Annotated in this window: 15 protein-coding genes, 1 tRNA gene and 1 pseudogene; 8 read left to right on the forward strand and 9 right to left on the reverse strand. The window is 71.9% G+C overall.

Annotation, left to right across the window (positions count from 1 at the left end; translation table 11 throughout):
• The first annotated feature begins 53 nt into the window (after positions 1 to 53).
• Positions 54 to 1,736, forward strand: a complete 1,683-nt coding sequence (gene betA, locus OXG55_12770) for a choline dehydrogenase (GenBank protein ID MCY4104111.1) — start codon at positions 54 to 56, stop codon at positions 1,734 to 1,736.
• Positions 1,737 to 1,797: 61 nt separating this feature from the next.
• Here betA and OXG55_12775 read toward each other — a convergent pair whose 3' ends face one another.
• On the reverse strand, positions 1,798 to 2,538 hold the full coding sequence (locus tag OXG55_12775) for an MBL fold metallo-hydrolase (protein MCY4104112.1): 741 nt from the start codon (positions 2,536 to 2,538) through the stop codon (positions 1,798 to 1,800).
• Positions 2,539 to 2,678: 140 nt separating this feature from the next.
• Here OXG55_12775 and OXG55_12780 point away from each other — a divergent pair, with 140 nt between their 5' ends.
• Both OXG55_12780 and OXG55_12785 read left to right on the forward strand, forming a co-directional pair.
• Complete coding sequence (locus OXG55_12780) at positions 2,679 to 2,903, forward strand: hypothetical protein (GenBank protein ID MCY4104113.1); 225 nt, start codon at positions 2,679 to 2,681, stop codon at positions 2,901 to 2,903.
• Between the two features lie 5 nt (positions 2,904 to 2,908).
• On the forward strand, positions 2,909 to 3,181 hold the full coding sequence (locus OXG55_12785; protein MCY4104114.1) for a hypothetical protein: 273 nt from the start codon (positions 2,909 to 2,911) through the stop codon (positions 3,179 to 3,181).
• Positions 3,182 to 3,199: 18 nt separating this feature from the next.
• On the opposite strand, the gene OXG55_12790 is transcribed toward OXG55_12785, so the two are convergent.
• Entirely contained in the window at positions 3,200 to 4,117 is a 918-nt protein-coding gene (locus OXG55_12790) for an alpha/beta hydrolase (GenBank protein ID MCY4104115.1), read from the reverse strand.
• A gap of 307 nt (positions 4,118 to 4,424) precedes the next feature.
• On the opposite strand from OXG55_12790, the gene OXG55_12795 reads away from it, so the two are divergent.
• On the forward strand, positions 4,425 to 13,901 hold the full coding sequence (locus OXG55_12795; GenBank protein ID MCY4104116.1) for an SDR family NAD(P)-dependent oxidoreductase: 9,477 nt from the start codon (positions 4,425 to 4,427) through the stop codon (positions 13,899 to 13,901).
• A 13-nt stretch (positions 13,902 to 13,914) separates the two neighbouring features.
• On the opposite strand, the gene OXG55_12800 is transcribed toward OXG55_12795, so the two are convergent.
• The 3 genes from OXG55_12800 to OXG55_12810 all read right to left on the reverse strand — a co-directional run bounded on the left by OXG55_12800 (position 13,915) and on the right by OXG55_12810 (position 16,117).
• Complete coding sequence (locus tag OXG55_12800; GenBank protein MCY4104117.1) at positions 13,915 to 14,841, reverse strand: phytanoyl-CoA dioxygenase family protein; 927 nt, start codon at positions 14,839 to 14,841, stop codon at positions 13,915 to 13,917.
• Positions 14,842 to 14,979: 138 nt separating this feature from the next.
• On the reverse strand, positions 14,980 to 15,225 hold the full coding sequence (locus tag OXG55_12805) for an acyl carrier protein (protein MCY4104118.1): 246 nt from the start codon (positions 15,223 to 15,225) through the stop codon (positions 14,980 to 14,982).
• Positions 15,226 to 15,400: 175 nt separating this feature from the next.
• Positions 15,401 to 16,117 (reverse strand): 4'-phosphopantetheinyl transferase superfamily protein, encoded by a 717-nt coding sequence (locus tag OXG55_12810; protein MCY4104119.1) that lies wholly within the window; start codon positions 16,115 to 16,117, stop codon positions 15,401 to 15,403.
• 252 nt (positions 16,118 to 16,369) lie between these two features.
• On the opposite strand from OXG55_12810, the gene OXG55_12815 reads away from it, so the two are divergent.
• A tRNA-Arg gene (locus OXG55_12815) sits at positions 16,370 to 16,443 on the forward strand.
• A 36-nt stretch (positions 16,444 to 16,479) separates the two neighbouring features.
• Here the strand turns inward: OXG55_12815 and OXG55_12820 are convergent.
• The gene (locus OXG55_12820) at positions 16,480 to 17,061 is read right to left on the reverse strand and encodes an AAA family ATPase (protein ID MCY4104120.1); all 582 of its coding nucleotides are present in this window, start codon (positions 17,059 to 17,061) and stop codon (positions 16,480 to 16,482) included.
• A gap of 4 nt (positions 17,062 to 17,065) precedes the next feature.
• On the reverse strand, positions 17,066 to 17,443 hold the full coding sequence (locus OXG55_12825; GenBank protein ID MCY4104121.1) for a hypothetical protein: 378 nt from the start codon (positions 17,441 to 17,443) through the stop codon (positions 17,066 to 17,068).
• 143 nt (positions 17,444 to 17,586) lie between these two features.
• On the opposite strand from OXG55_12825, the gene OXG55_12830 reads away from it, so the two are divergent.
• Complete coding sequence (locus tag OXG55_12830) at positions 17,587 to 18,495, forward strand: DUF1295 domain-containing protein (GenBank protein MCY4104122.1); 909 nt, start codon at positions 17,587 to 17,589, stop codon at positions 18,493 to 18,495.
• A 71-nt stretch (positions 18,496 to 18,566) separates the two neighbouring features.
• On the opposite strand, the pseudogene OXG55_12835 reads toward OXG55_12830, so the two are convergent.
• A pseudogene (locus OXG55_12835) lies at positions 18,567 to 19,145 on the reverse strand (DsbA family protein).
• A 288-nt stretch (positions 19,146 to 19,433) separates the two neighbouring features.
• On the opposite strand from OXG55_12835, the gene rpmB reads away from it, so the two are divergent.
• The gene (gene rpmB / locus OXG55_12840; GenBank protein ID MCY4104123.1) at positions 19,434 to 19,670 is read left to right on the forward strand and encodes a 50S ribosomal protein L28; all 237 of its coding nucleotides are present in this window, start codon (positions 19,434 to 19,436) and stop codon (positions 19,668 to 19,670) included.
• Positions 19,670 to 19,837 carry a 50S ribosomal protein L33 gene (gene rpmG / locus OXG55_12845; GenBank protein MCY4104124.1) on the forward strand — a complete coding sequence of 56 codons (168 nt, stop codon included), beginning with the start codon at positions 19,670 to 19,672 and terminating at the stop codon, positions 19,835 to 19,837. The genes rpmB and rpmG overlap by 1 nt, the downstream gene beginning before the upstream one ends.
• Before the next feature lie 85 nt (positions 19,838 to 19,922).
• Here the strand turns inward: rpmG and OXG55_12850 are convergent, their stop codons facing one another.
• Positions 19,923 to 21,098, reverse strand: a complete 1,176-nt coding sequence (locus OXG55_12850) for a zinc-binding dehydrogenase (GenBank protein ID MCY4104125.1) — start codon at positions 21,096 to 21,098, stop codon at positions 19,923 to 19,925.
• Positions 21,099 to 21,527 lie beyond the last annotated feature (429 nt).

The raw sequence follows: 21,527 nt of genomic DNA on the forward strand, positions 1-21,527 counted from the left end.
TGATCCGCACGGGATCGCCGGGCCGGGCGTGCCCCTTCGGCAGGGAGCACTGGTTGTACGACTTCATCATCGTGGGCGGCGGCTCGGCCGGCTGCGCACTCGCCAACCGTTTGAGCGCCGACCGCGGTTCTCGTGTGCTCGTCCTGGAGGCGGGGCGGCGCGACTGGCGCTGGGACGTGTTCATCCACATGCCCGCGGCGCTGTCCTTCCCCATCGGCAACCGCTTCTACGACTGGCGCTTCGAGACCGAGCCGGAGCCGCACATGGGCGGCCGCCGCGTCTACCACGCCCGGGGCAAGGTCCTCGGCGGCTCGAGCTCCATCAACGGGATGATCTTCCAGCGCGGCAACCCGGCCGACTACGACCGCTGGGCCGCCGCCGACGGCATGGAGTCCTGGAGCTACCGCCACTGCCTGCCGTACTTCAAGCGCATGGAGACGTGCCTGGCGGGCGCCGACGACTACCGGGGCGGCGACGGCCCGCTGGTCCTGGAGCGGGGCCCCGCCGCGAGCCCGCTGTTCGCAGCCTTCTTCGAGGCCGTGCAGCAGGCCGGGTACGAACTGACCGCCGACCTGAACGGCTACCGCCAGGAGGGCTTCGCCGCCTTCGACCGCAACATCCACCGGGGGCGGCGGCTGTCGGCGGCGCGGGCCTACCTGCATCCCGTGCTGGGGAGGCCGAACCTCACCGTCGAGTGCGGCACGCACATCAACCGCGTCGTCTTCGAGGGCGTCCGCGCCGTCGGCGTCGAGTGCAGCCGGCGCGGCCGCACGCGCACCGTGCGCGGCGGGCGGGTGATCCTGTGCGGCGGGGCGTTCGGTTCGGTCCAGCTGCTGCAGCTCTCCGGCGTCGGTGCGGCCGGCCTCCTGGAGCCTCTGGGCATCCCGGTCGTTGCCGATCGGCCGGGCGTCGGCGAGAACCTGCAGGACCACCTCGAGGTGTACGTGCAGCACGCCTCCAAGCTGCCGGTGTCGATGCAGCCGCACCTGCGGCGTCGGCGGCGCCCGTGGATCGGCCTGCAGTGGCTGTTCCGCCGGGGTCCGGGCGCCACCAACCACTTCGAGGGCGGCGGGTTCGTGCGCAGCAACCTCGACGAGTCCTACCCCAACCTTATGTTCCACTTCCTGCCGCTGGCGGTCCGCTACGACGGCACCTCGCCCACCGGCGGCCACGGCTACCAGGTGCACGTGGGCCCCATGTACTCCGACTCGCGCGGCTGGGTGCGGATCCGCTCGGCCGACCCGCGGGCCCGCCCGGCGATCCTGTTCAACTACCTCTCGACGCCCCGGGACCGCCGCGAGTGGCTGGAGACCGTCCGCGTCACCCGCGCCATCATGAGCCGACCGGCCTTCGCGCCCTACAACGCCGGCGAGCTCTCACCCGGCCCCGACGTGCAGAGCGACGCCGACATCCTGGACTGGGTGGCCCGCGACGCCGAGACGGCGCTGCACCCCTCGGGAACGGCGCGCCTGGGCCGCGACGAGATGGCGGTGGTGGATCCGGCGACGATGGGCGTGTGGGGAACCGAGGCTCTCAGCGCAGTGGACGCCTCGGTCATGCCGAAGGTCACCAACGGCAACATCTACGCCCCGGTGATGATGATCGCCGAGAAGGCCGCCGACCTGCTGTTGGGCAACACGCCGCTGCCCCCCGTCGACGTGCCGGTCTACGCCGGCGAGCCGCGACAGGGTCGAGCCGCAGGAGCCGCGCCTGGCCGCGGGGCTCAGACCTTGTAGCGCCCACACCGTCGGTGTCGAAGCCCGACGGTCGCGGCGGGGCTGTGCCCGGTCGCTCCCCTCAGACGTCGTAACGCTGGTCGACGTCGACGAGTTCCACCGGGGCGCCGAACGCCTCGGCGGCCTCCCGCCCGAACGCCGGAGCGTCGGAGCCGGGCGCCAGGTGGGTGAGCAGGAGCCGTTTCACGCCGGCCTCGGCCGCCATGGCCCCCGCTTGGCGGGCGCTCAGGTGCGGCGACGGCGGGACGAGGTCCCGGTGCAGGTAGGTCGCCTCGCACAGGCCCAGGTCGATCCCGGTGCCGAGTCGGGCGAACGACCAGCCCTCGCCGGTGTCGGCGGAGAAGGCGAAGGAGCGCCCGCCGCTGTCCACCCGGGGGGCGAGGGTCTCCACAGGATGGTCCGTGCGGGAGAACCGCCATCGCTGGTCGCCGATGACAACCCTGTCGCCGTCGCTGATGAGGCGCCAGTCCAGAGTGGGCGACAGATCGTGCGCCCCGGCGAGGGCGATGGCCAGGGCGTGCGTGCCCGCGGTCCCGTAGACGGGCATGGGCCCGCGGTCCAGGAAGTAGCGGCAGGCGATGAAGGCCATCGCCAGGTCCAACCAGTGGTCGGGGTGCTCGTGGGTGACGACGATGGCGTCGATCTCGGTGAGCGACCGGTGGCGCTGGAGGTTCGCCAGCGTGCCGGGCCCGGCGTCCAGCCACACCCGGGCGGTGTCGGACTCCACCAGGTAGCCGGTGCAGGCCAGGCCGGGGCCACTGTAGGAGCCCGAGCAGCCCAGAATCGTGACGCTCAGCCCCATGAACCCGCCACGCCCGCTGCCAGGTCCGCCGATCCGAGACTCACAGGTGAGCCACGGTAGCGGCATCGGGGCGAGGGGCGTCCCCGACGTAGGCTGCGCGGCACCCGCAGGCGCCCGCGCCTTCATCAAGGTAACCTGATCTGGTGCAACCGGTGATTCTGGGGAGCGCCCGCAAGCACGGCGTCTCCGATGAGGACATCCTGCATGCGTACCGCAACCCGATTCGCCTCTTCGATCTGGACGATGTCGTCATGGTCATCGGCCCGGATCGTGCAGCGCGGCTTCTTGAGGTCGGGATCGCTCGGCGTGAGGGCGTCCACTTCATCGTGCATGCAATGCAAGCTCGTAACAGATACCTGGAGTGAACAAAATGCCACGAACCATCCAAGACATCCTCGACCATGCCGATGAGGTGGCGGCGCGGTTGGAGGCCTACGAGCCCTGTGCCGCCGACGAGCGGCCTGTGGAGGAGTTCCTGCTGGAGCAGGCGGTTCTGGAGCGCGCCCGCGGCGAGAGAGAAGTAGCCGACGCGGTCGGGGCGGCGCGCGTCAAGGGTGTCACCTGGCAGCGCATCGGCGAGATTCTGGGCACTTCGCCTCAGGCTGCGCACCAACGCTATGGACGGGTGGTGGAGTCCGTGTGAGAGGCGCCCGCTGCCAGGTCACTCCGCACAGCGGCGGCTCCGGTCCAGAAAGTCGCGCAGCATCGCGGCGCATTCGGTGGGTTTCTCCAGCTGCAGGAAGTGGGTCGCGTCGGGCAGGAAGTCGTAGTCGACGCTCAGAATGTCGCTGAGATCGAGGGTGGGCAGGTACGAGTAGGGGATAGTCGGATCTGCGCCGATCACCTTCACGGGGCACATGATCTCGGTGAAGTCCACCGACACGGCGTAGACGTTGGCGTAGTCGACGATCTGCGCCTCGTACTCCCGCGGGCAACGCAGCTCGAATCCGTCCCCCTCGGAGTCCTCACGGAGTGTCGTCGAGGCCAGCAGTTCGGCTATCCCCGGCACGGCGCCGCGGAACGCCGGCATGAACTGCACGAGGTCGATCAGGGCCTGGCTGGTGGCGAACCGCGGCGAGCGGCGCCGCGTCAGCGCCGAGATCTGCTTGGCGGCCGTTTCGAATTCGGAGTGGCCCTTCCCCGGCTGGCAGAGGGGCGGGTCGAACAGCACGAGCGCCGAGTATCCGCTGCCTTTCGTCGGAGAGAGCAGGGCTGCGAGAGCCGAGACCGAATGGAGGACACCGGCCTTCGGCTTCTCCCCGAAGCGGTCGTCGATCGCCTCCAGGATGCTGTCGTGGTCACGCGCGAACGTTGGCACCGTGTGATCCCGCAGATCGCCCACCTTGTTCCAGCCGTGGTTCCGAAGGTCGTGGACGATGATGTCGAAATCGTCGGCGAGGAGCGACCAGAAGGGGTAGTAGAGGTCGATCGCGAGCCCGTTGCCGTGACTCAGCACGAGCCGCCGCCCGTCGGGGTTGCCGTGGCGGCGGACGGTGATGACCGTGCCGTCGTCCATGCGGGCATCGACGGTCTCGAGCGGCTCGGGGACGGCCCATGGCTTTGAGGAGTCGTCGGTCACCTGTCGGGTCCTTGTGCGCGGTTCTTCGTCGGGCGGGAGCTGTCCGCTCGCCGGGAGCGACTGGAGCGGAAGGTTACCGTGTGCCGTGCCGGCGGCGAGCGGTTGGAGAGCGAGCGGCCTGCCCGTAGGGGACTGCTGGGCAAAGCTCCCGACACCCCGAGACGTCATTTCGGCGAAGAGCCTGCCCCGGACTCGATCCGGGGCCGGAATCCAGGACCCGGCCACCCGACCGGCGCTGCCAGTGGATTGCTCAGCACCTAGGCTGTGTGCAGGTGTTGCGCGCCGAGGCTCTTGCAGGGACATCGAAATGAATGATCCGGTCGGCTGCGGCGCGGGTGAGAAGCCCCCGGCCGCCGAGCCCGCGGCCCGGAGCCGCCAGGGGCGCCCCTCCGAGCAGCCGGTCGCGATCGTCGGCATGGCCTGCAGGTTCCCCGGCGCGGATGGCCTCGAGGCGTTCTGGCGCTTGCTGGAGGAAGGGCGCAACGCCGTCACCGAGGGTGTTCCGGGTTCCGGTGCGGGGCGCGTGGGGGAGCTGTTCGGCGACGCCGTCGAGAGCCCGGCCTGCCGGTTCGGCGCCTTCCTCGACGGCATCGACCAATTCGACGCAGCGTTCTTCCGGATCTCGCCGGTGGAGGCGGACCTGCTGGACCCGCAGCAGCGGCTGATGCTGGAGACGAGCTGGCGCGCCCTGGAGGACGCGGGGATCGATCCGGACCGGCTGGCGGGCACGCGCACCGGCGTCTACGCCGGCATCAGCAACAACGAGTACCGGGGGCTCGTCACCGAGGCCGCCGACGTCTCCGACCCGGCGGCCGGCCTCTACTCGGTGACCGGCACGTCGTTCAACACGGCCATCGGGCGGGTCGCCTACGCGCTCGGCCTGCAGGGACCGGCGATCGCCCTGGACACGGCCTGCTCGTCGTCGCTCGTGGCGGTGCACCAGGCGGTGGTGGGCCTGCGGGGGGGCGAGGCCGACCTGGCGCTGGCCGGAGGGGTGCACGCCATCCTCTCGGGGCGCCTCTTCGAGATGCGCGCCGTGGCCGGGATGCTGTCGCCCAACGGCCGCTGTGCCACGTTCGACGCGGCCGCCGACGGCTACGTCCGGGGCGAGGGCTGCGGGATCCTGGTCCTCAAGCGGCTGGAGGATGCCGAGTCCGACGGCGACCGGATCTGGGGCGTGATCCGGGGTTCGGCGCTGAACCAGGACGGGGCCAGCGCCGGGCTCACCGTGCCGAACGGGGCGGCGCAGGAGCAAGTCACCGCCGAGGCGCTGCGCCGGGCGTCCGCCACGGCGGCACAGGTCGACTACCTGGAGGCCCACGGCACGGGAACGCCGGTCGGCGACCCCATCGAGTTGCGGGCGGTGGCGAACGTCTTCGGGCCGAGTCGTGCCCCCGAGCGGCCGCTGCTGATCGGCTCGGTCAAGACGAACATGGGTCATCTGGAGGCGGCTGCGGGGGTCGCCGGCCTCATCAAGGTCGCCCTGGCGATGCACCGGGGAGTGATCCCGCGGCACCTCAACTTCGAGACGCCCTCCCCGGAGATCGACTGGGAGAGGTTGCCGCTGCGGGTCACGTCGGAGGCGACGGCGTGGCCGCGTGCCGGTGACCGACCGCCCTTGGCGGGTGTCAGCGGGTTCGGTTGGTCGGGCACGAACGCCCACGTCGTGGTCGAGGGCCGTGGAGCGCCCGCCGCGAACGGTGCCGGTTGGCCCGCCGGCCCGCCGCGCCCTGTCGCCGTGCAGGTGCCCGAGGCCGTCGGCGACGGGCCGGCACCGGCTGGCGGAGCCCCGGATTTCGCCACCTGCGCGGCGCGGACCGAGCGCCTGCTGCCCCTCTCGGGTCGGACCCCCGGGGCGCTCCGCGACCTCGCGGGGCGCTACGTGGCCTGGTTGGACGAGCATGCCGCAGCGTCGGGGTCGGACGGTCCCGTCGACGGCGGGACTCTGGCCGACATGGCGTGGACGGCGGGTGCTGGCCGCAGTCATCTGCCCCACCGTGCCGGGGTGACGTTCACGGATGCGCCGTCTCTGCGCTCAGCGCTCGAGAGTCTGGCTGCGTCGCAGATCGACGACGGTGTGGCGGTAGGGACGGCCCGGGCGGGGCGCAAGCTGGCGTTCGTCTACACCGGCCAGGCCAGCCAGTGGGTCGGCATGGGCGAGGCGCTGTACCGCTGCGAGCCCGTCGTGCGGGCGGTCCTGGACCGCTGCGACCGGGAGATACGCGACCGGCGCGGCGTCTCGTTGCTCGACGTTATGTTCGGGCGCTCGGCGGCGGGGGACCTGGACGATGCCGCCTGGACGCAGCCGGCGATCTACGCGCTGGAGTGCGCGCTGACGGCGCTGTGGGCGAGCCTGGGGGTCCGCCCCGATGTGGTCCTGGGGCACAGCCTCGGCGAGATCGCCGCAGCACAGGCCGCCGGCGTCTTCACGCTCAGCGACGGGCTCGGGTTCGCGGCGGCGCGCGGTGAACTCATGGGTGCGCTGGGCTCCGGCGGGGCGATGGCCGCGGTGTACGCGCCCGCCGAGCGCGTCGCGGCCGCGGTGGCGGAGCAGAACGCGGCGGCCGGCGGACCGGGCGTCAGCGTCGCCGCCGACAACGGCGCCCAGCAGGTCATCAGCGGCCCCGCCACGTCGGTCCGTGCCCTCGTGGACCGCTTCGAGTCCGACGGGCTGTGGGCCACCGTGCTGCCACCGTGCCCCGCCTACCACAGCGCCTTGGTGGAGCCGGCGCTGGACGACCTGGAGGCGGTCGTAGCCACCCTTGCCACGGCGCCACCGTCGTGTGGGCTGGTGAGCAGTATGACGGGCCGCCTGACCGATCCCGACGCGCCGCTCGACGGTTCCTACTGGCGCAGGCAGGCACGGGCGCCGGTGGCGTTCCGCGATTCGATCGAGACCCTGGCCGATCAAGGCACCGAGGTCGTGGTGGAGATCGGCCCGCACGCCGTCTTGGGGCCGATGGTCCTCATGTGCTGGCCGGACGGGGCGCCCACCCAACCGCTCTCGGTGGCGAGCCTGCAGAGACCGCCCGGCGGGAAGCCGGTCGATCCGGCGACGGGCAGCGGCTTCGTCGAGGCGGTCGCCCGCCTCTACGAGGCCGGAGCGGCGGTGGCCTTCGAAGGCCTGTTCGCCGGTGAGTCCCGGCGCCGCATCGCCCTGCCCGGCTACCCCTTCGAGCACCGCCGCCACTGGGTGACCGGCCCGCGCCGGCGCCGGTCCGCCGGCGACCACCCGCTGCTGGGGGCCCGCCACGAGTCGCCGCGGGGCGAGACGCTGTTCGTCGGCGAGATCGCTACCTCGGATCCGCCCTGGCTGGACGACCACCGGGTGTTCGGCCGCGTGCTGGCGCCGGGCGCACTCTTCGGCGCCATGGCGGCCTCGGCCGTCTGGCCCGAAGGCGGCGGGTCGATCGTCGTCGAGGACCTGCAGCTGCGCAGCCCGCTGGTCCTCCCCGACGATGACCGGGAGGACGGTCGGGCGCAGCCGGCCAGAGACCTCCAGCTCCTCCTGGAGGACGCCGGAGCCACGCCGCGCAGCCACTTCGAAGTCTTCAGCCGGGGAGCGGGCGAGGAATCCTGGACGCTCCACGCCGAGGGCCGGGTGGGCGTCGAAGCGGCTCCGCCGGAGCGCGCCCGGATCGACCCGGAGGTCCTCATCGCCGGTCTCACCCCGGAGGACGTCTCCGCCTTCTACCGCTCCAAGGCCGACGAGGGCGTCCGCCTGGGCCCGCGGTTCCGCACCTTGCGGGCGTTGTGGTCCGGCGACGGCGAGGCCGCCGGCGAGGTCGTGCTCCCGGAGTCGGTGGACCGTCGTGCCGCGGCGGTGCATCCGGTTCTCCTCGACGGCTGCCTCCAGGTGGTGGCCACGGCGCGCAAGCGGTCCGGCCTCGAGGACGACGGGGCCTACCTGGTGTTCGGCTGCGACCGCTTCTGGCTGGCCGAGGCGCTGGGGGAGCGGGTGTTCTGCCACGCCCGTCTCAGGCCGCCCTCCGGAGCGGCGACCTCGGGCGACGGGCCGCTGGAGGTCATCAGCGGGGACCTCCGGATCTTCACTCCCGATGGCGTCCAGATCGGCGGTCTCAGCGGCTACACGGTCAAGCGGGCGACGCGGGCGGCGCTGCTCTCGGCGACCGAGGGCACCAAGGACCTCCTGTACGAGGTCGTCTGGCGGGATCGCCCGCTGGCGGAGGCGACGCTCCCCGCCGACTTCCTGCCCAGTACTGCGGCCGTGGCAGCCACTTCGGATCCGTTCTCGGCCTACCTGGCGGCCGAGGGTGTCGACGCCGCCGGGCGGGCCGCGCTGCTCGGCGACCTGGAGCGGCTGGCCTGGTCGTACGCGCTGACGACCCTCGAGGGGATGGGCTGGAAGCGGCGAGCGGGCGAAACGCTGGACCCCGAACCGCTGCGACAGCGGCTCGGCGTTGCTGACGAGCATCACAAGCTCTTCAGGCGGATGTTCGAGCTGCTGGCCGCCGCGGGGGTGCTGGAGGCCCGGGGCGACGGCTTCGGGGCAGTGGTCGGCGCGGATGAGCCGCTCCCCGCCGAGCTGCCGGCCGACCCCGAGGAGTTCGCGGACCGGATGGCCGCCCAGTACCCGCACGGCTCGAACGAGGTGGGGTTGTTCCGGCGCTCGGCGGGCGCGCTGGCCGACGTGCTGGCGGGGCGCGCCGACCCGCTGACCCTGCTGTTCAGCAGCGGGGAGCCTACCGCGGCCGACCTGTACCGCAAGGCGCCGGTGGCCCGCGCCGCCAACCGGATGCTCCGCGACGCCGTGGCGAGACTCCTCAGCGCCCTGCCCGACGGGCGGCGGCTGCGCGTGCTGGAGGTCGGGGCCGGCACGGGATCGGCGACCGCCGCCGTCCTGCCGGAGTTGCCCGAGGGCCGGTTCGACTACGTCTACACCGACATCTCGGCGGGCTTCTTCGCCGAGGCCGAGGCACAGTTCGGCGGCGCCGAGGCGGGGATCGACTACCGGGTGCTGGACATTGAGGTCGACCCGGTCGAACAGGGTTTCGACCCCCACGGCTACGACTTGGTGATCGCCTCCAACGTGCTGCACGCCACGCGCCTATTGCCCGAGACCCTGGCGCACTGCCGGGCGGTGCTGGCGCCGTCGGGCCGGTTGGTGGCGCTGGAGAACCTGCGCGGGCAGGGCTGGCTGGACCTCACGTTCGGCCAGCTCGACGGCTGGTGGCGGTTCGCCGACGACTACCGCCCGCATCACGCCCTGGCCGGCCCGGCGGTGTGGCGCCGGGCGCTCGCCGACGCCGGCTTCGAGGGGGCCGAGGTCCTGGGTCTGGAGACCTCCGATGCGACGGCGACACCCGACCGCGGCGTCATCATCGCCGCCGGGCCGGCCGAGGTGACCGAGCCGGCGGGGCTCTGGGTGCTGGCGGCGGACCGCAGCGGCGTGGCGGACGGCCTGGCGGCGGAGCTGTCAGCCCGCAACCAGACCGTCGTGCTGGCCCGTGCGGGTTCGGCGGGCAGTGCCGCGCCGGGCAAATCCGGTGTCAGAGCACTTGCGGACAGGCGGCCACCGCCGACTGAGGAATTCTCCGAGGGTGGCGGTGATCTCGCCGGTGCCGTCCCAGGTGCGGACAGGCGGCCACCGCCGACTGAGGAATTCTCCCGTCATTCCGGCGAAGGCCGGAATCTAGGCTCCGGCGACACGATTCGCGCTGCTGTAGTCGACTGCAAAGCACCTGGTCAGAGCCTATCCGCTGCTCTCAGTCGGCAGGAGGTGGAGCCAGAGAAGCGTGACTCGTGGCGGGCGCTGCTGGAGGCGCTTCCCGGCGATGTCCCGCTCTGCGGCGTCGTACACCTGATGGGGACCGACGGCCACGGCCCCGGCGCCACCACCGACGAACTGGCCGATGACACCCGGCACGCCGCCGCGAGCGCGCTGGCGCTGCTGCAGGGCCTCGCCGATGTCGACGCCACACCCGGCAACGGTGTGTGGTTCGTGACCCGGGGCGCCCAGGTGCTGGAGAAGGAGCCGACGGGTCAGCTCACCGGTGCCACCCTGTGGGGCCTCGGCAAGGTGGTGGCGCAGGAGGCGGCGCACCTGCAGCCCAGGATGATCGACCTCGACCCTGCCGCGGGGGTGCCCGCCGGTGAACTGGCCGACGAGCTGCTGCATCCCGACGCCGAGACGCACGTCGCCTACCGGCTGGGGCGCCGCCGGGCGGCCCGGCTGGTGCGGGCGGGCACGGAGCCTGGCCGGCTGAGCCTTCCCGAGGAGTCGGGCTGGCTGCTGGAGCCCGACGAGGGCGGCGCGCTCGAGAACCTGCACGTCGTGCGCCTGCCGGAGCGGTCGCTGGAGGCGAACGAGGTGCGGGCGGCGATCGAGGCCACCGGGCTGAACTTCTGGGACATGTTCCGCGCCCTCGCCGTGATCGACGAGGGGCTGCTGGGCGGCGAGTTCTGCGGGCGGGTGCTCGAGGTCGGCTCGGAGGTGTCGGTGGTCTCGGTCGGCGACCTGGTCGTGGGTCTGGCCTTCGGCACCTTCGCCTCCGAGGTGATCACGCACGTCGATATGGTCGCCCGGGTGCCGGAGGGCGTACCGGTGGCCGCTCTGGCCACGATCCCGACGGCCTTCACGTCGGCCCAGCTGTCCTACGACCTGTCGCGCCTGCGAGTCGGCGAGCGCGTGCTGATCCACGCCGGCGCGGGCGGCGTCGGGCTGGCGGCCGTGCAGCTGGCGCAGGCGGCCGGCGCGGAGGTCTTCGCCACGGCCAGCGCTCCGAAGCAGGGGTACCTGCGCTCTCTCGGCGTCGAGCACGTCTTCGATAGCCGCAGCACCGCCTTCGGCGAGCAGATCCTCGAAGCCACCGGCGGCGAGGGCGTCGACGTGGTGCTGAACAGCCTCACCGGCGAGGGGTTCATCGACGCCGGCCTGGCTTGCCTGGCGCACGGCGGTCGCTTCGTGGAGCTGGCCCGGGTCGGCATCCTGACCCCCGAGGAGATGGCGGCGGCCCGGCCCGACGTGGCCTACTCGATCCTCGAGTTGGACGTCCTCAAGGAGCAGCACCCCGAGGTGGCGGGCGACGCCCTGCGGCGCGTGATGGAACTGCTCGCCGCCGGGCAGGTGACGCCGCTTAGGCACACCAGGTGGTCGCCGGCCGAGGCCGAGGGGGCGATCAAGTTCATGCGGGCGGCGCGGCACATCGGCAAGATCGTGCTGGCGGCATCGCCGCTCGAGACGGGGCGCCTGCGCGGGGACCGCACCTACCTGGTCACCGGAGGCCTCGGCGGCATCGGCTGCGTGCTGGCCTCCTGGCTGGCCGAGCGCGGCGCCGGGGCGATCGTGCTGAACGGGCGCCGCGATCCCGACCCGGTGGCCGCCGAGGCGATCGAGGCGCTGCGGGAACGGGGGGCCACGGTCGCCGTGGAGCTGGCCGACGTGACCGACGCCGCGGCGCTGGACGCCATGCTGGCGCGGATCGAGGCCACGCTGCCGCCGCTCGGGGGCGTCATCTGTAGCGTCGGCGTGCTGTCGGACGGCGCGCTCGGCAACCAGACCTGGGAGAAGTTCGCCGACGTGCTGTGGCCCAAGATGCTCGGCGCCTGGCACCTGCACCGAGCCACCGCCGACCGCGACCTCGACCTGTTCGTGCTGTTCTCCAGCGTGGCGGGCGTGCTCGGCAACGCCGGCCAGGCGAACCACGCCGCGGCCAACGCCTTCTTGGACCAGCTGGCGGCCCACCGGCGCGCCCTGGGGCTCCCCGGCCAGAGCATCGCCTGGGGAGCCTGGTCGGGGCTCGGCGAGGCCGAGGAGCAGCGCGAGCGGATCGCGCGCCAGCTGGAGGCGCAGGGCACCGGCTGGATCGCGCCTTCCCAGGGCCTCCGGTCGCTCGAGGACCTCATGCGCCAGGATCTCGCCGCCGGCGTGGTCGCGGCAGTCGACTGGCAGGTCTTCTCGGAGAACCACGAGCAGCACTCCCCGCTGCTGGAGGATCTGCTGGAGGCGCCCGGCGACGGCGCGGATGCCGCGCAGCAGGCACCGGCGGATCTTCTCGCCGGGATCGGTGACGCTGCTCCGGCCGAGCGCACCCAGATGCTGGTGTCGTTCCTGCAGCGCGAGCTCCAGGCGGTCATGCGCCTGCCGACCGCCCCGGCGCCCAACGTGGAGTTCTCCGATCTGGGGATGGACTCGCTGATGGCGGTGGAGCTGCGCAACCGCGTGAACCGGGCGCTCGCCGGCAAGTACGTCGCCCCCAACACCGTCGTGTTCGACTATCCCAGCGTGGCGGGCCTCGCCGGCCATCTGGCGACCGAACTCGGCGGCGCCGGCGGATCCGAGCCGGCGCCGGTCCCGGCGGCGCCGCGGGCGCCGGCGCCGACCGGCCTGACCGGAGTCGCCGGGGAGGAGTCGCTCGTCGCCGTGCCGCGCTCGCGAGCACCGGCGCCGACCGGCGAGGGCGCCATCGCCATCGTCGGCATGGCCTGCAGATTCCCGGGGGCGGATGACCTGGCGGACTTCTGGCGCCGACTGGAGGCGGGCGAGGACGCCGTGACCGACGGTCGCCGGGATGCGGGCCCGTGGACCGGCGTCGCCGGGGACCCGGCCAACGAGAGCGCCATCGAGCGGGTCGGCGCCTTCGTGGAGGGAATCGACCGGTTCGACGCCAAGTTCTTCCGGATCGCGCCCATCGAGGCCAAGGCGATGGATCCCCAGCAGCGGCTGCTGCTGGAGACGAGTTGGCACGCCGTTCAGGATGCGGGCGTCGATCCGGGCTCGCTGAAGGGCAGCCGCACCGGCGTGTACGCCGGCATCGGCGGCAGCGAGTACCGTCACGTGGTCGCCGTCGCCGGCCGGGACGACAACTTCCTGGCCACCGCCGGAAGCGTGGCGGTCGGGCGGGTCGCCTTCGCGCTCGGCCTCGAGGGACCGGCCGTGCCGATCGATCTGGCCTGCGCCTCGTCGCTCGTCGTCGTGCACCAGGCCGTGATCGCGCTGCAGCGCAACGAGGTGGACCTCGCCCTGGTCGGCGGGGTGAACGTCGTGCTGAACCCCGCGGTGGCTCGCTATTTGGACGAGCTGGGGATGCTGGCGCGCAGCGGACGGTGCGCGGCGTTCGACGCCTCGGCCGACGGTTACGTGCGGGGCGAGGGTTGCGGCGTGATCGTGCTCAAGCGCCTCGAGGAGGCCGAGGCTGCGGGCGACCGGATCTGGGCGGTGATCCGCGGCACCGCGGTGAGCCAGAGCGGGGCGGGATTGGGGCTCACCGTCCCGAGCGGGCGCGCCCAGGAGCGGGTCATGCGTGAGGCGCTGGCGCAGGCCGGCGTGGCGGCCGGGGACGTGGACTACCTGGAGGCGCACGGGGCGGCGACGCCGATGGCCGACGAGATCGAGCTGCAGGCGGTGGCGAACGTCTACGGTCCCCAGCGTGATCCCACCCGGCCCCTGCTGGTCGGGTCTGTGAAGACGAACATCGGCCACTTGGAGTCCGCGGCGGGGATTGCGGGCCTGATCAAGGTCGTGCTGTCCATGAACGGGGGCGTGATCCCGCGGCATCTCCATTTCCGTCACCCGAGTCCGGAGATCGACTGGCCGCGGCTGCCGCTGCGGATCGCGGCGGAGTCGGTGCCTTGGCCGCTGCGGCCCGACCGCCCGGCGATGGCCGCGATCAACGTCTTCGGCATCTCCGGCGCCAACGCGCACGCCGTCGTCGAGGGTCGCCCGATGCGCACTCCCGTCGGCGCGTCGCCGGCGGGCTACCCCTTCCAGCGCCGCCGCTATTGGGTCGAACCGCCCAAGCAACGGGCCACCGACGCCGGGTAGCCCGCTCGTCGCGTCAGTCCCAGTCTCCCGGAGACCACACCAGCGGGAACATGTCGCCGAACGACTCGAGCCTCTGGCCCGTCCGGGGTTCGTACGCCGCCAGACCGGGCGGATCGGGGACCGACTGCCCGAGGCGCTGGACGTAGCGCGTCCGCGGGCCGGCGAACAGAGCGGCGTAGGCCCGCCGGTCGCGCTCGAGGGTCACGCCCTCCGGTGCGCCGTGGAGCAGGTTCCCGCAGAACAGGATGACGTCGCCCGGCTCGTAGTCCCATCCCATGATGTCGAAGGAGTCGCGGTGGCGGGGCACGTCGGGCACCGGCGGCAGCGACTTGTCCATCACGGTCCGGCGGTAGGCGAAGCCCTCGCCGCCCTTCTCGTAGACGCCGCGCTTGCGGGCGATGGCCATCCGCAGCGCGTTCTCCTCCTCGGACATGTCGGGGTCTCGGCCCACCATCGGGCGGAACGTGACACCCCAGCGGTGCGATCCGCGGACCACCTCCAGGCTGGCGCTGCGCGGCACGGGGTCGGGTGACACCCAGGCGCGCACCAGATCCTCCCCCTCCACGTTGTGGTAGCTGATGTCCTGGTGCCACGGGGTCGCCGCCATGGGGCCGGCACGCCGGAAGAACATCTGGTCCATGTAGAAGCGCACCGGGGCGGCCAGCACCGAGCCGATCAAGCCGCCGACGGGCGACTCGTCGGCGAACCGGCGAAGGCCGGCGGATCGCGCCGCCAGCAGTTGGTCGGCCCGCACGGTCGCACCTCGTGCCACCACCTCGCTGGAGTGGTGGTCGCGCTCGGCGAAGCACTCCTCGAGGCCGTCGGCGACCAGGTCCAGCCACTCCTGGGGGAGCACACCCCGCAGCAGCACCGCGCCGTCGCGGTGGAAGGCCGCGATCTCCGCGGCGGTGACCGGGCGCGCGGCAGGGCCGGCTGTCACCGCCCGCCCCGTTCCGGGGGAGTCGAACCCCGTTCCGGGGGAGTCGAACCCCGTGCCGGGGGAGTCGTGCCCAAGATCGCCCTGGGCCGGCGGCTGTGTGCCGCGACTCAGGTTGTAGGGAGCACCGCTCCCGGCGGCTCAGCCGGCGCGAGCGTCGAGGTGGGCGATCAGGTCGCCCGGCGTGAGCAGTTCGGCGAACTCCTCGGCGGAGATGTCGACGCCGAACTCCTCGCACACGACCTTCCAGAAAGCCACCACGTCGGTGGAGCTGACGCCGGCGTCGACGATGCTGAGGTCCATCGTCAACGGTTGGCCTGCCGTTCGGCCCTCAATGTCCAGGTTGGCGTCGACAAGGGCGCGGATCCGTTCCTCGGTGGATGACATGGCTGATCCCCTTTGCTGGAGTTGCTGGCAAGAACCTCGTGGAGTCTAATCGTCCGAGGTTCGGGTGTTTGGCGGTTGCCCGGACATTTCTGGACGCCGGCTGTCTCGGGGCCTGACACCGGCCCTCGGCCGCGCCGATGCGTGCCGGACGAGGCGGCACGCGACGACTCGGTCGTCAGGCGCTCGTCTCGTCGGACTCCTGTGCGACTGCTGCCGCGAATCGCTCCCCGCCGATGTCGGTGAGCCGCCACTCCGGATCGGGAACCTGGGGGATCCGGACTAGGCTGTTGTGGGCTCCCGAGCGGATCGCCGCGGGGATCTCGAAGCGCGACACGTCGAAGGACAGTCCCGTGCCGAGTGCCTTGGCCGCGGCTTCCTTGAGAGTCCAGAGGCGGAAGAACAGGCGCACCCTGTCGCCGCCGGAGACCGCGGCCAGGTCGGCCTGCTCGTCCGGGCCGAACACGGCAGCGATCAGTCGACCCAGGTCACGGCGGGGGGCGTACTCCTCCACGTCCACGCCGACTCGCCCGGCGGCCGCCAGCGCGATCAATCCGTGCCGCCCGCTGTGGCTGACGTTGAAGCCGACGGGAACCGGCCGGCCGTCGACGATTGCGAACGGCTTGCCGCCCTCGGCGATGCCGAACGAGAGACTGTCGTTGGGGCAGCCCAGTTGTGCGCACAACAGCGATCGGAGCGCAGCACGGCACAGCACGAAGCGGCGACGCGCCTGCGTGTGCTGGAACCTGTCCCGGCGAGACCGCTCGGCCTCGTCCAGCCGTGCGGACGCCGCCGCCTCGCGAGCCTCGTGAGGCGCGAGGTCGACATAAGTGATGCGTGCCCCGCCGATCTGCCTGAACGGCTCCCACCAGCAGTCGGGAACTGACGGATCCACCGCCGGCAGACTACAAGTGCCTCGTCGGCGACGAGGGGGGGTCTCGGGGGACGAAGCCGCCGCGCCATCGGATGTTGGCCGCAAATGCAGGTACCCCTATTGGCCTGCTGAGTAATCCACCGCCACCCGACCGGCGTTGCCCGTGGATTACACAGCACACTCCTGGAGGGCGGTCCGCCGGGTCCGGTCCGCCCTGGCTACCATCGGGGCGCACCGGACCGGCGTTCGGGTCCCCCGGCGCGCCGCCGGCCTGCCCACGTAGCTCAGTCGGACAGAGCAGGGACCTCCTAAGTCCAAGGTCGCAGGTTCGAATCCTGCCGTGGGCGCCCGGGCTGGCGTATGGCCGATCTCGTGGGCCTGCCTCAGCGCGTGAGGGCAAGAAGTTCGGGCGGTGCCCAGTCGGGCCAGTCGGGGTGTCGTACCGGCATCCCCGAGTCGAACTCGGCCACCGGTCGGAACGGGTGGCGGGCCGACGAGTTGTCGTAGAAGCGAGCCTCCGCGCATAGGCCCGCCGCCTCGGCCACGAGCGCCCACAGGCGCCGGTATCTGGCTCGAATCCTCTCTGCCGGGACGTCGTGTCCACCGAGCCGGGCACGGATGCCGACCCGGGCGACGGCTAGGTCCTCGGGGACCATGACGGCGTGCAGGTGAACCAGATAGCCACCTGACACGGCGGCTCGGACCAAGTCCACCTTCGACCGATGAGAGAACACCGTCTCTGTCGCGAACGATCGAGAAGTGGCGATCAACTCGGCACGCCGCGCTGCGGCGACCGCGGCGGCTTCGTAGGCGCGGTCCGCCTCGTCGCCGGGCCAACGCTCGGCGGCGATCACGTCGGCGTTCACGAACTCGAGTCCGGTCTCGGAAGCGACGCGCTCTGCGAAGGTGGTCTTGCCGGCGCCGTTCGGGCCGGCCACCACGATCAGGACAGGCTGGCCGGGCACCCGGTCAGCCTGTGGACTCCGCCGTCGTCTCGTTGGGCGCGCGTACGACGATCTGCTCGCTTTCGTCCAACTCGGCATAGGGGCGCCCCTCGGCGACGAACTCTGCTTCGATGTTCAGCGCCTCGCGCCGTTGCTGCATCTGGTCGGCCCACGCGGCTCGCACGACCGCTTGAGAGCGGGCGTCGAGGTCGTCGTAATGGGAGTCGCCGCCCAGGACCGCCGCAATCTCGTTGTGGGTGATGCTCCGTGACTTCTCCAACTCGCGCCCGATTCGAGCCCAGTGCGATACCTGCTGGGCGGCGCTGCGGTCCATGGATGGGGCAGCCGCCTTGGCCGAGGCGTAGATGTCGTTGTCGATGCGGACGGGGATGCTCGCTGCCATTCCCAACCTCCGACTCGCTACCGTAGCAGATTGCTACAGCAAACGCACCGAGGTGTTTCGCAGGTTCGAATCCTGCCGTGGGCGCCGCTGCCCGACTCGTGGTCGCACTAACGTCGCCTGCGTGAGATCGAGGAGAACGCCGAGTGGTCCCTGAGGCTCTGGTGGGCACCCCGTACGGGACCGTACTGATTCTGGCGAACACGGTGCCGTTGGGTCGGGAAGATTATCCCCTCATGGATACGCCGTTCGGGACCGCCCTGATCGTGTGCGTCGCCATCGCTGTGGCCTGCTGGGTGCTCTCACTGCTGACGGGGGAGTTCTCCTGGGTGGACCGGGTGTGGTCGCTGGCTCCGTCGGCTTACTGCCTGATCGTGGCCGTCGACTCGGGTTTCCGGTCCGCCCGGGTCACCGTCATGACGGTGCTGGTCCTGATGTGGTCGGTGCGGTTGACGGCCAACTTCGCCGTGAAGGGCGGGTACCGGCCCGGCGGCGAGGACTACCGGTGGGCCTACATGCGGGGCAAGCTCAGCAAGTTCCAGTTCCAGTTGCTGAACGTCACGTTCATCTGCCCCGGCCAGATGGCCATCATCCTGCTGTTCACCGCCCCGATCCACCAGGCGTGGGTCCATTCCGACCAGGCGCTGGGATGGCTCGATTACCTGGCGATCGTGGCGTTCCTCGTGCTGCTCGCCGGTGAGAGCGTCGCCGACGCCCAGATGTGGCGCTTCCAGAGGAACAAGCAGCGGCTGCGGGATGGCGGACTCGAGGTGGAGAAGCCGTTCATGGACAGCGGTCTGTTTCGGTTCAGCCGCCATCCGAACTACTTCTGCGAGATGGGGATGTGGCTGGTCTTCTACCTCTTCGCCGTCTCCGCGTCGGGCCGGCTGGCGCACTGGACGGGCCTCGGCTGCCTGCTGCTGATCGCGCTCTTCCAGGGGTCCATACGGCTCACGGAGGAGATATCGAGCGGGAAGTATCCCGGCTACAGCGACTACCGGGCCGCCGTCCCCAGAGTGGTGCCGATTCCGCTGCGGAAGTTGGTGGGGAGGTAGAGGGCTCCGGCCTCAGGTGACAGAGGGCCGGCCCGCGCAGAAGCCTCCGGCGGGACTTGGCTTGCGGCGCGTTACTCCCGGGCGCGCCACATCTCCAGGTCGGGGTCGACGGTGCGGTCGCGCTTGAGTTCGCTGAAGTTCTCGTAGCGGGTGAGCCAGGCGGCGTGGTGCCAGAGGGCCACGGCGTCGGTGTCGTTGTCGGGCGGGTTGGAGATGACCGGCCCGAAAGTGGCCGGACCGTCGGGGCCGTCGACCTGGATGGTCGGCACGCCGAAGCTGCGGGTGCTGCTGGTCAGCCGGGTGTGCTCGGCGAGCAGCTTCTCCCAGGTCTCCGGGTCGGCGGTGGCGTCCGCCAGCACGCCCTCGTCGAGGCCGGCGTCACGCAGGGCGCCGGTGATGGTGGCGTCGTCGCCGTGGTCCTGCAGGCCGTCGAAGATGCGGTTGCCGATGGCGCCGTAATAGTCGGCCATGGCCTCGTTGCCGAAGCGGTCGCGCACGGCGATGGCGGTGCGCAGCGCCCTGACGCCGCGGCCCCTGTCGTGGTCGAACTCCTCGATGGGCCCCTCGAAGTTGATGATCGCAAGTGAGAACACGCCCCACTCGACCTCCACGGTGTCCAGCTCGATGAGCCGCCGGACCCAGCGGAAGGTCTGGTAGCACCACGGTCAAACGGGATCGAAGTAGAAGCGGATGTGCTCGGGCTCGGCCACGGTTTCCTCCTGGAGTCGCCTCCCGGCCGCTGCGGCCGGCGATGGCACCGGCAACGTTACTGCCGCTCCGGTGCCGCCTCGCGCCCGTTGCTGTTCCACGTCCGTCCGCGCAGCCGCCTGATATCGACTCTGCGCCGCCCTCGCCGGGCCTCGCGGCCCGCCGCAGCGGCTGTCGCGCCCGGTTGTCGCGGTGTGGCGCCAGAAGCGGGTCGGTAGACTTCGCGGTCTATGTCTCGTGTCTGCCAGGTCACCGGGCGCAAGCCGTCGTTCGGCAACAACGTGTCGCACTCGCACCGCAAGACCCGCCGGCGCTGGAACGTCAACGTGCAGCGCCACCGCTACTGGGTCCCCAGCGAGAAGCGGTGGGTCACCCTGCGGGTCAGCGCCAAGGGCATGAAGACCATCAACCGCCACGGCATCGAGAAGGTGCTGGCCGACATGCGACGCCGGGGGGTGAAGATCTGATGCCTGCGGGAAGCGACAAGCGGCCCATCATCAAGCTGGTGTCCACCGCGGGCACCGGCTACACCTACGTGACCACCAAGAACCGGATCAACCAGCGCGACCGCATCACGCTGAAGAAGTACGACCCCGTCGTGCGCCGCCACGTGGAGTTCAAGGAACAGAAGTAGCCGGCCGGCGACCGCCGAGGATCACCGCGGCCGCTTCTTCGAATGTCGTTCCGGCGGCGGCAGCCGGAATCCAGCCGGCGGGCGCTCAGCGGCGCTCGTGGCGCAGGTCGAAGGCGATCTTGATGGCGCCGCGCCGCCCGGCCTGGTCGGCGTGGCGCAGCGCCGCCGCGTAGTCCTCCAGGCGGTAGGTGGCCGAGACCAACTCCTCCAACTGCTCTGAGCGCACCAGTTCGAACGCCATGTCGAAGGTGTGCGCCGAAGTGCCGTCGGCGAGCTGCTCGGTGCCGTAGGTGTAGGCCCCCAGCAGCGTTGTCTCGCGGTGCCAGACCGGGGCCAGGTCGATGCGTCCCGGTCCGGGCATGCCGCACAGCACGACCGACCCGCGCGGCCGGGTGACCGCCACGGCGTCGGCCAGCGAGCCGGGGCTGCCGACGGCGTCGATGGTCACATCGGCGCCGCCGCTCAGCACGTCGCCGGTCATGCCGCAGCCCACCACTCGCCGCACGGCACGGCGGATCTCGCCGGGCTTCACCACCAGGTCGGCGCCCAGGCGGGTGGCGAGGCACTGCTGCTCGTCGTACTTGACCGCGGCGATGATGCGCTCGGCGGCCGAGCCGGCCCGCAGCGCGGCGATCACGCAGAGGCCGATAGGCCCGCCGCCGATCACCGCGACGGTGTCGCCGGCGGCCACCTCGGCGCGCAGTGCCGCGTGGATGGCGCTGGCGGCGGGCTCCACCATGACCGCGGCCTCGTCGCCGAGGTCCTCGGGCACCTCGTGCAGTTGGCTGTCGTGCGCCACGAGTGCCGTCGACCACCCGCCCCCGGTCCGCTTGCACGACCCGGTCTGCAGCCCCGCACCGAGGGGGCCGGAGACGAGGTGGCCGTAATCGTTGCCGTCGGCGGGGGCGGCGCCGGCGTGCGGCGGCGGCTCGCCCCGTGCCGCGTGGCCCAGCACGGCGTCGAGCACCACGCGGCGCCCGTCGTCGAGGTCGCCCACCACCTCGTGGCCCAGCACGAACGGCATCGACGCCAGAGCCTCGAAGTAGCGGGAGGTGCGACCTTTCAACAGGGCCAGGTCGCTGCCGCAGATTCCCGACAGGCGGGGCCGGACGGTGTGCCAGCCGGCGCCGGGCACCGCCGGCGGATCGATGTCGGCGAGGCGCAGCGGGGCGAGCCGGGGCGCGGCCGTCTCGGTGAGGCGCGTCGCCAGCACGGTCGCCGCGTAGCGGGCCTCCTTGCGTTCGAACACGACCGCCTTCACCGCCGCCAAGGGTAGCGGGGCGCCCTGACGCGCTGCCCCGAAGCTCCCTCGATCAGGGCCACAGGGCGGCCGGCGTGCCCCGACGCGCTGCTCCGGCCGATGCCGCGCCGAATGGGAGAGCCACCACCTGGCGCTGATCGCCGGCGCGCCCCGACGCGCCGCTCCGGCCGATGCCGCTCCCAATGGGCGCAGCGGTTCCCAATGGGCGCAGCGGTTCCGACCGCCGGCAGGCGTCGCGGGCGCCGCCGGACGGCAGACTGAGGGCATGGCGACCCCGGGCCTAGCCGCCGATGCCGGCGTGACGGCGATGCGCGAACGGCTGACGGCGGCGCTCATGACCGACGATCCGGTGGGGCCGTTGGTGCAGATGCTGGTCGACGGGTCGGCGGAGCGGATCGTCCCGGAGTTGCCGGCCCTGCGCCTCGAGCA

The sequence above is a fragment of the bacterium genome, from assembly GCA_026708055.1.
In the GTDB taxonomy this organism is placed as follows: Bacteria; Actinomycetota; Acidimicrobiia; order Acidimicrobiales; family CATQHL01; genus VXNF01.

Excerpts from the sequence above, each read along its gene's own strand:
- OXG55_12805 (MCY4104118.1), bottom strand. The coding sequence starts at position 15,225 with ATGTCATCCACCGAGGAACGGATCCGCGCCCTTGTCGACGCCAACCTG.
- OXG55_12785 (MCY4104114.1), top strand. The coding sequence starts at position 2,909 with ATGCCACGAACCATCCAAGACATCCTCGACCATGCCGATGAGGTGGCG.
- OXG55_12825 (MCY4104121.1), bottom strand. The coding sequence starts at position 17,443 with ATGGCAGCGAGCATCCCCGTCCGCATCGACAACGACATCTACGCCTCG.
- OXG55_12795 (MCY4104116.1), top strand. The coding sequence starts at position 4,425 with ATGAATGATCCGGTCGGCTGCGGCGCGGGTGAGAAGCCCCCGGCCGCC.
- OXG55_12775 (MCY4104112.1), bottom strand. The coding sequence starts at position 2,538 with ATGGGGCTGAGCGTCACGATTCTGGGCTGCTCGGGCTCCTACAGTGGC.
- rpmB (MCY4104123.1), top strand. The coding sequence starts at position 19,434 with ATGTCTCGTGTCTGCCAGGTCACCGGGCGCAAGCCGTCGTTCGGCAAC.
- rpmG (MCY4104124.1), top strand. The coding sequence starts at position 19,670 with ATGCCTGCGGGAAGCGACAAGCGGCCCATCATCAAGCTGGTGTCCACC.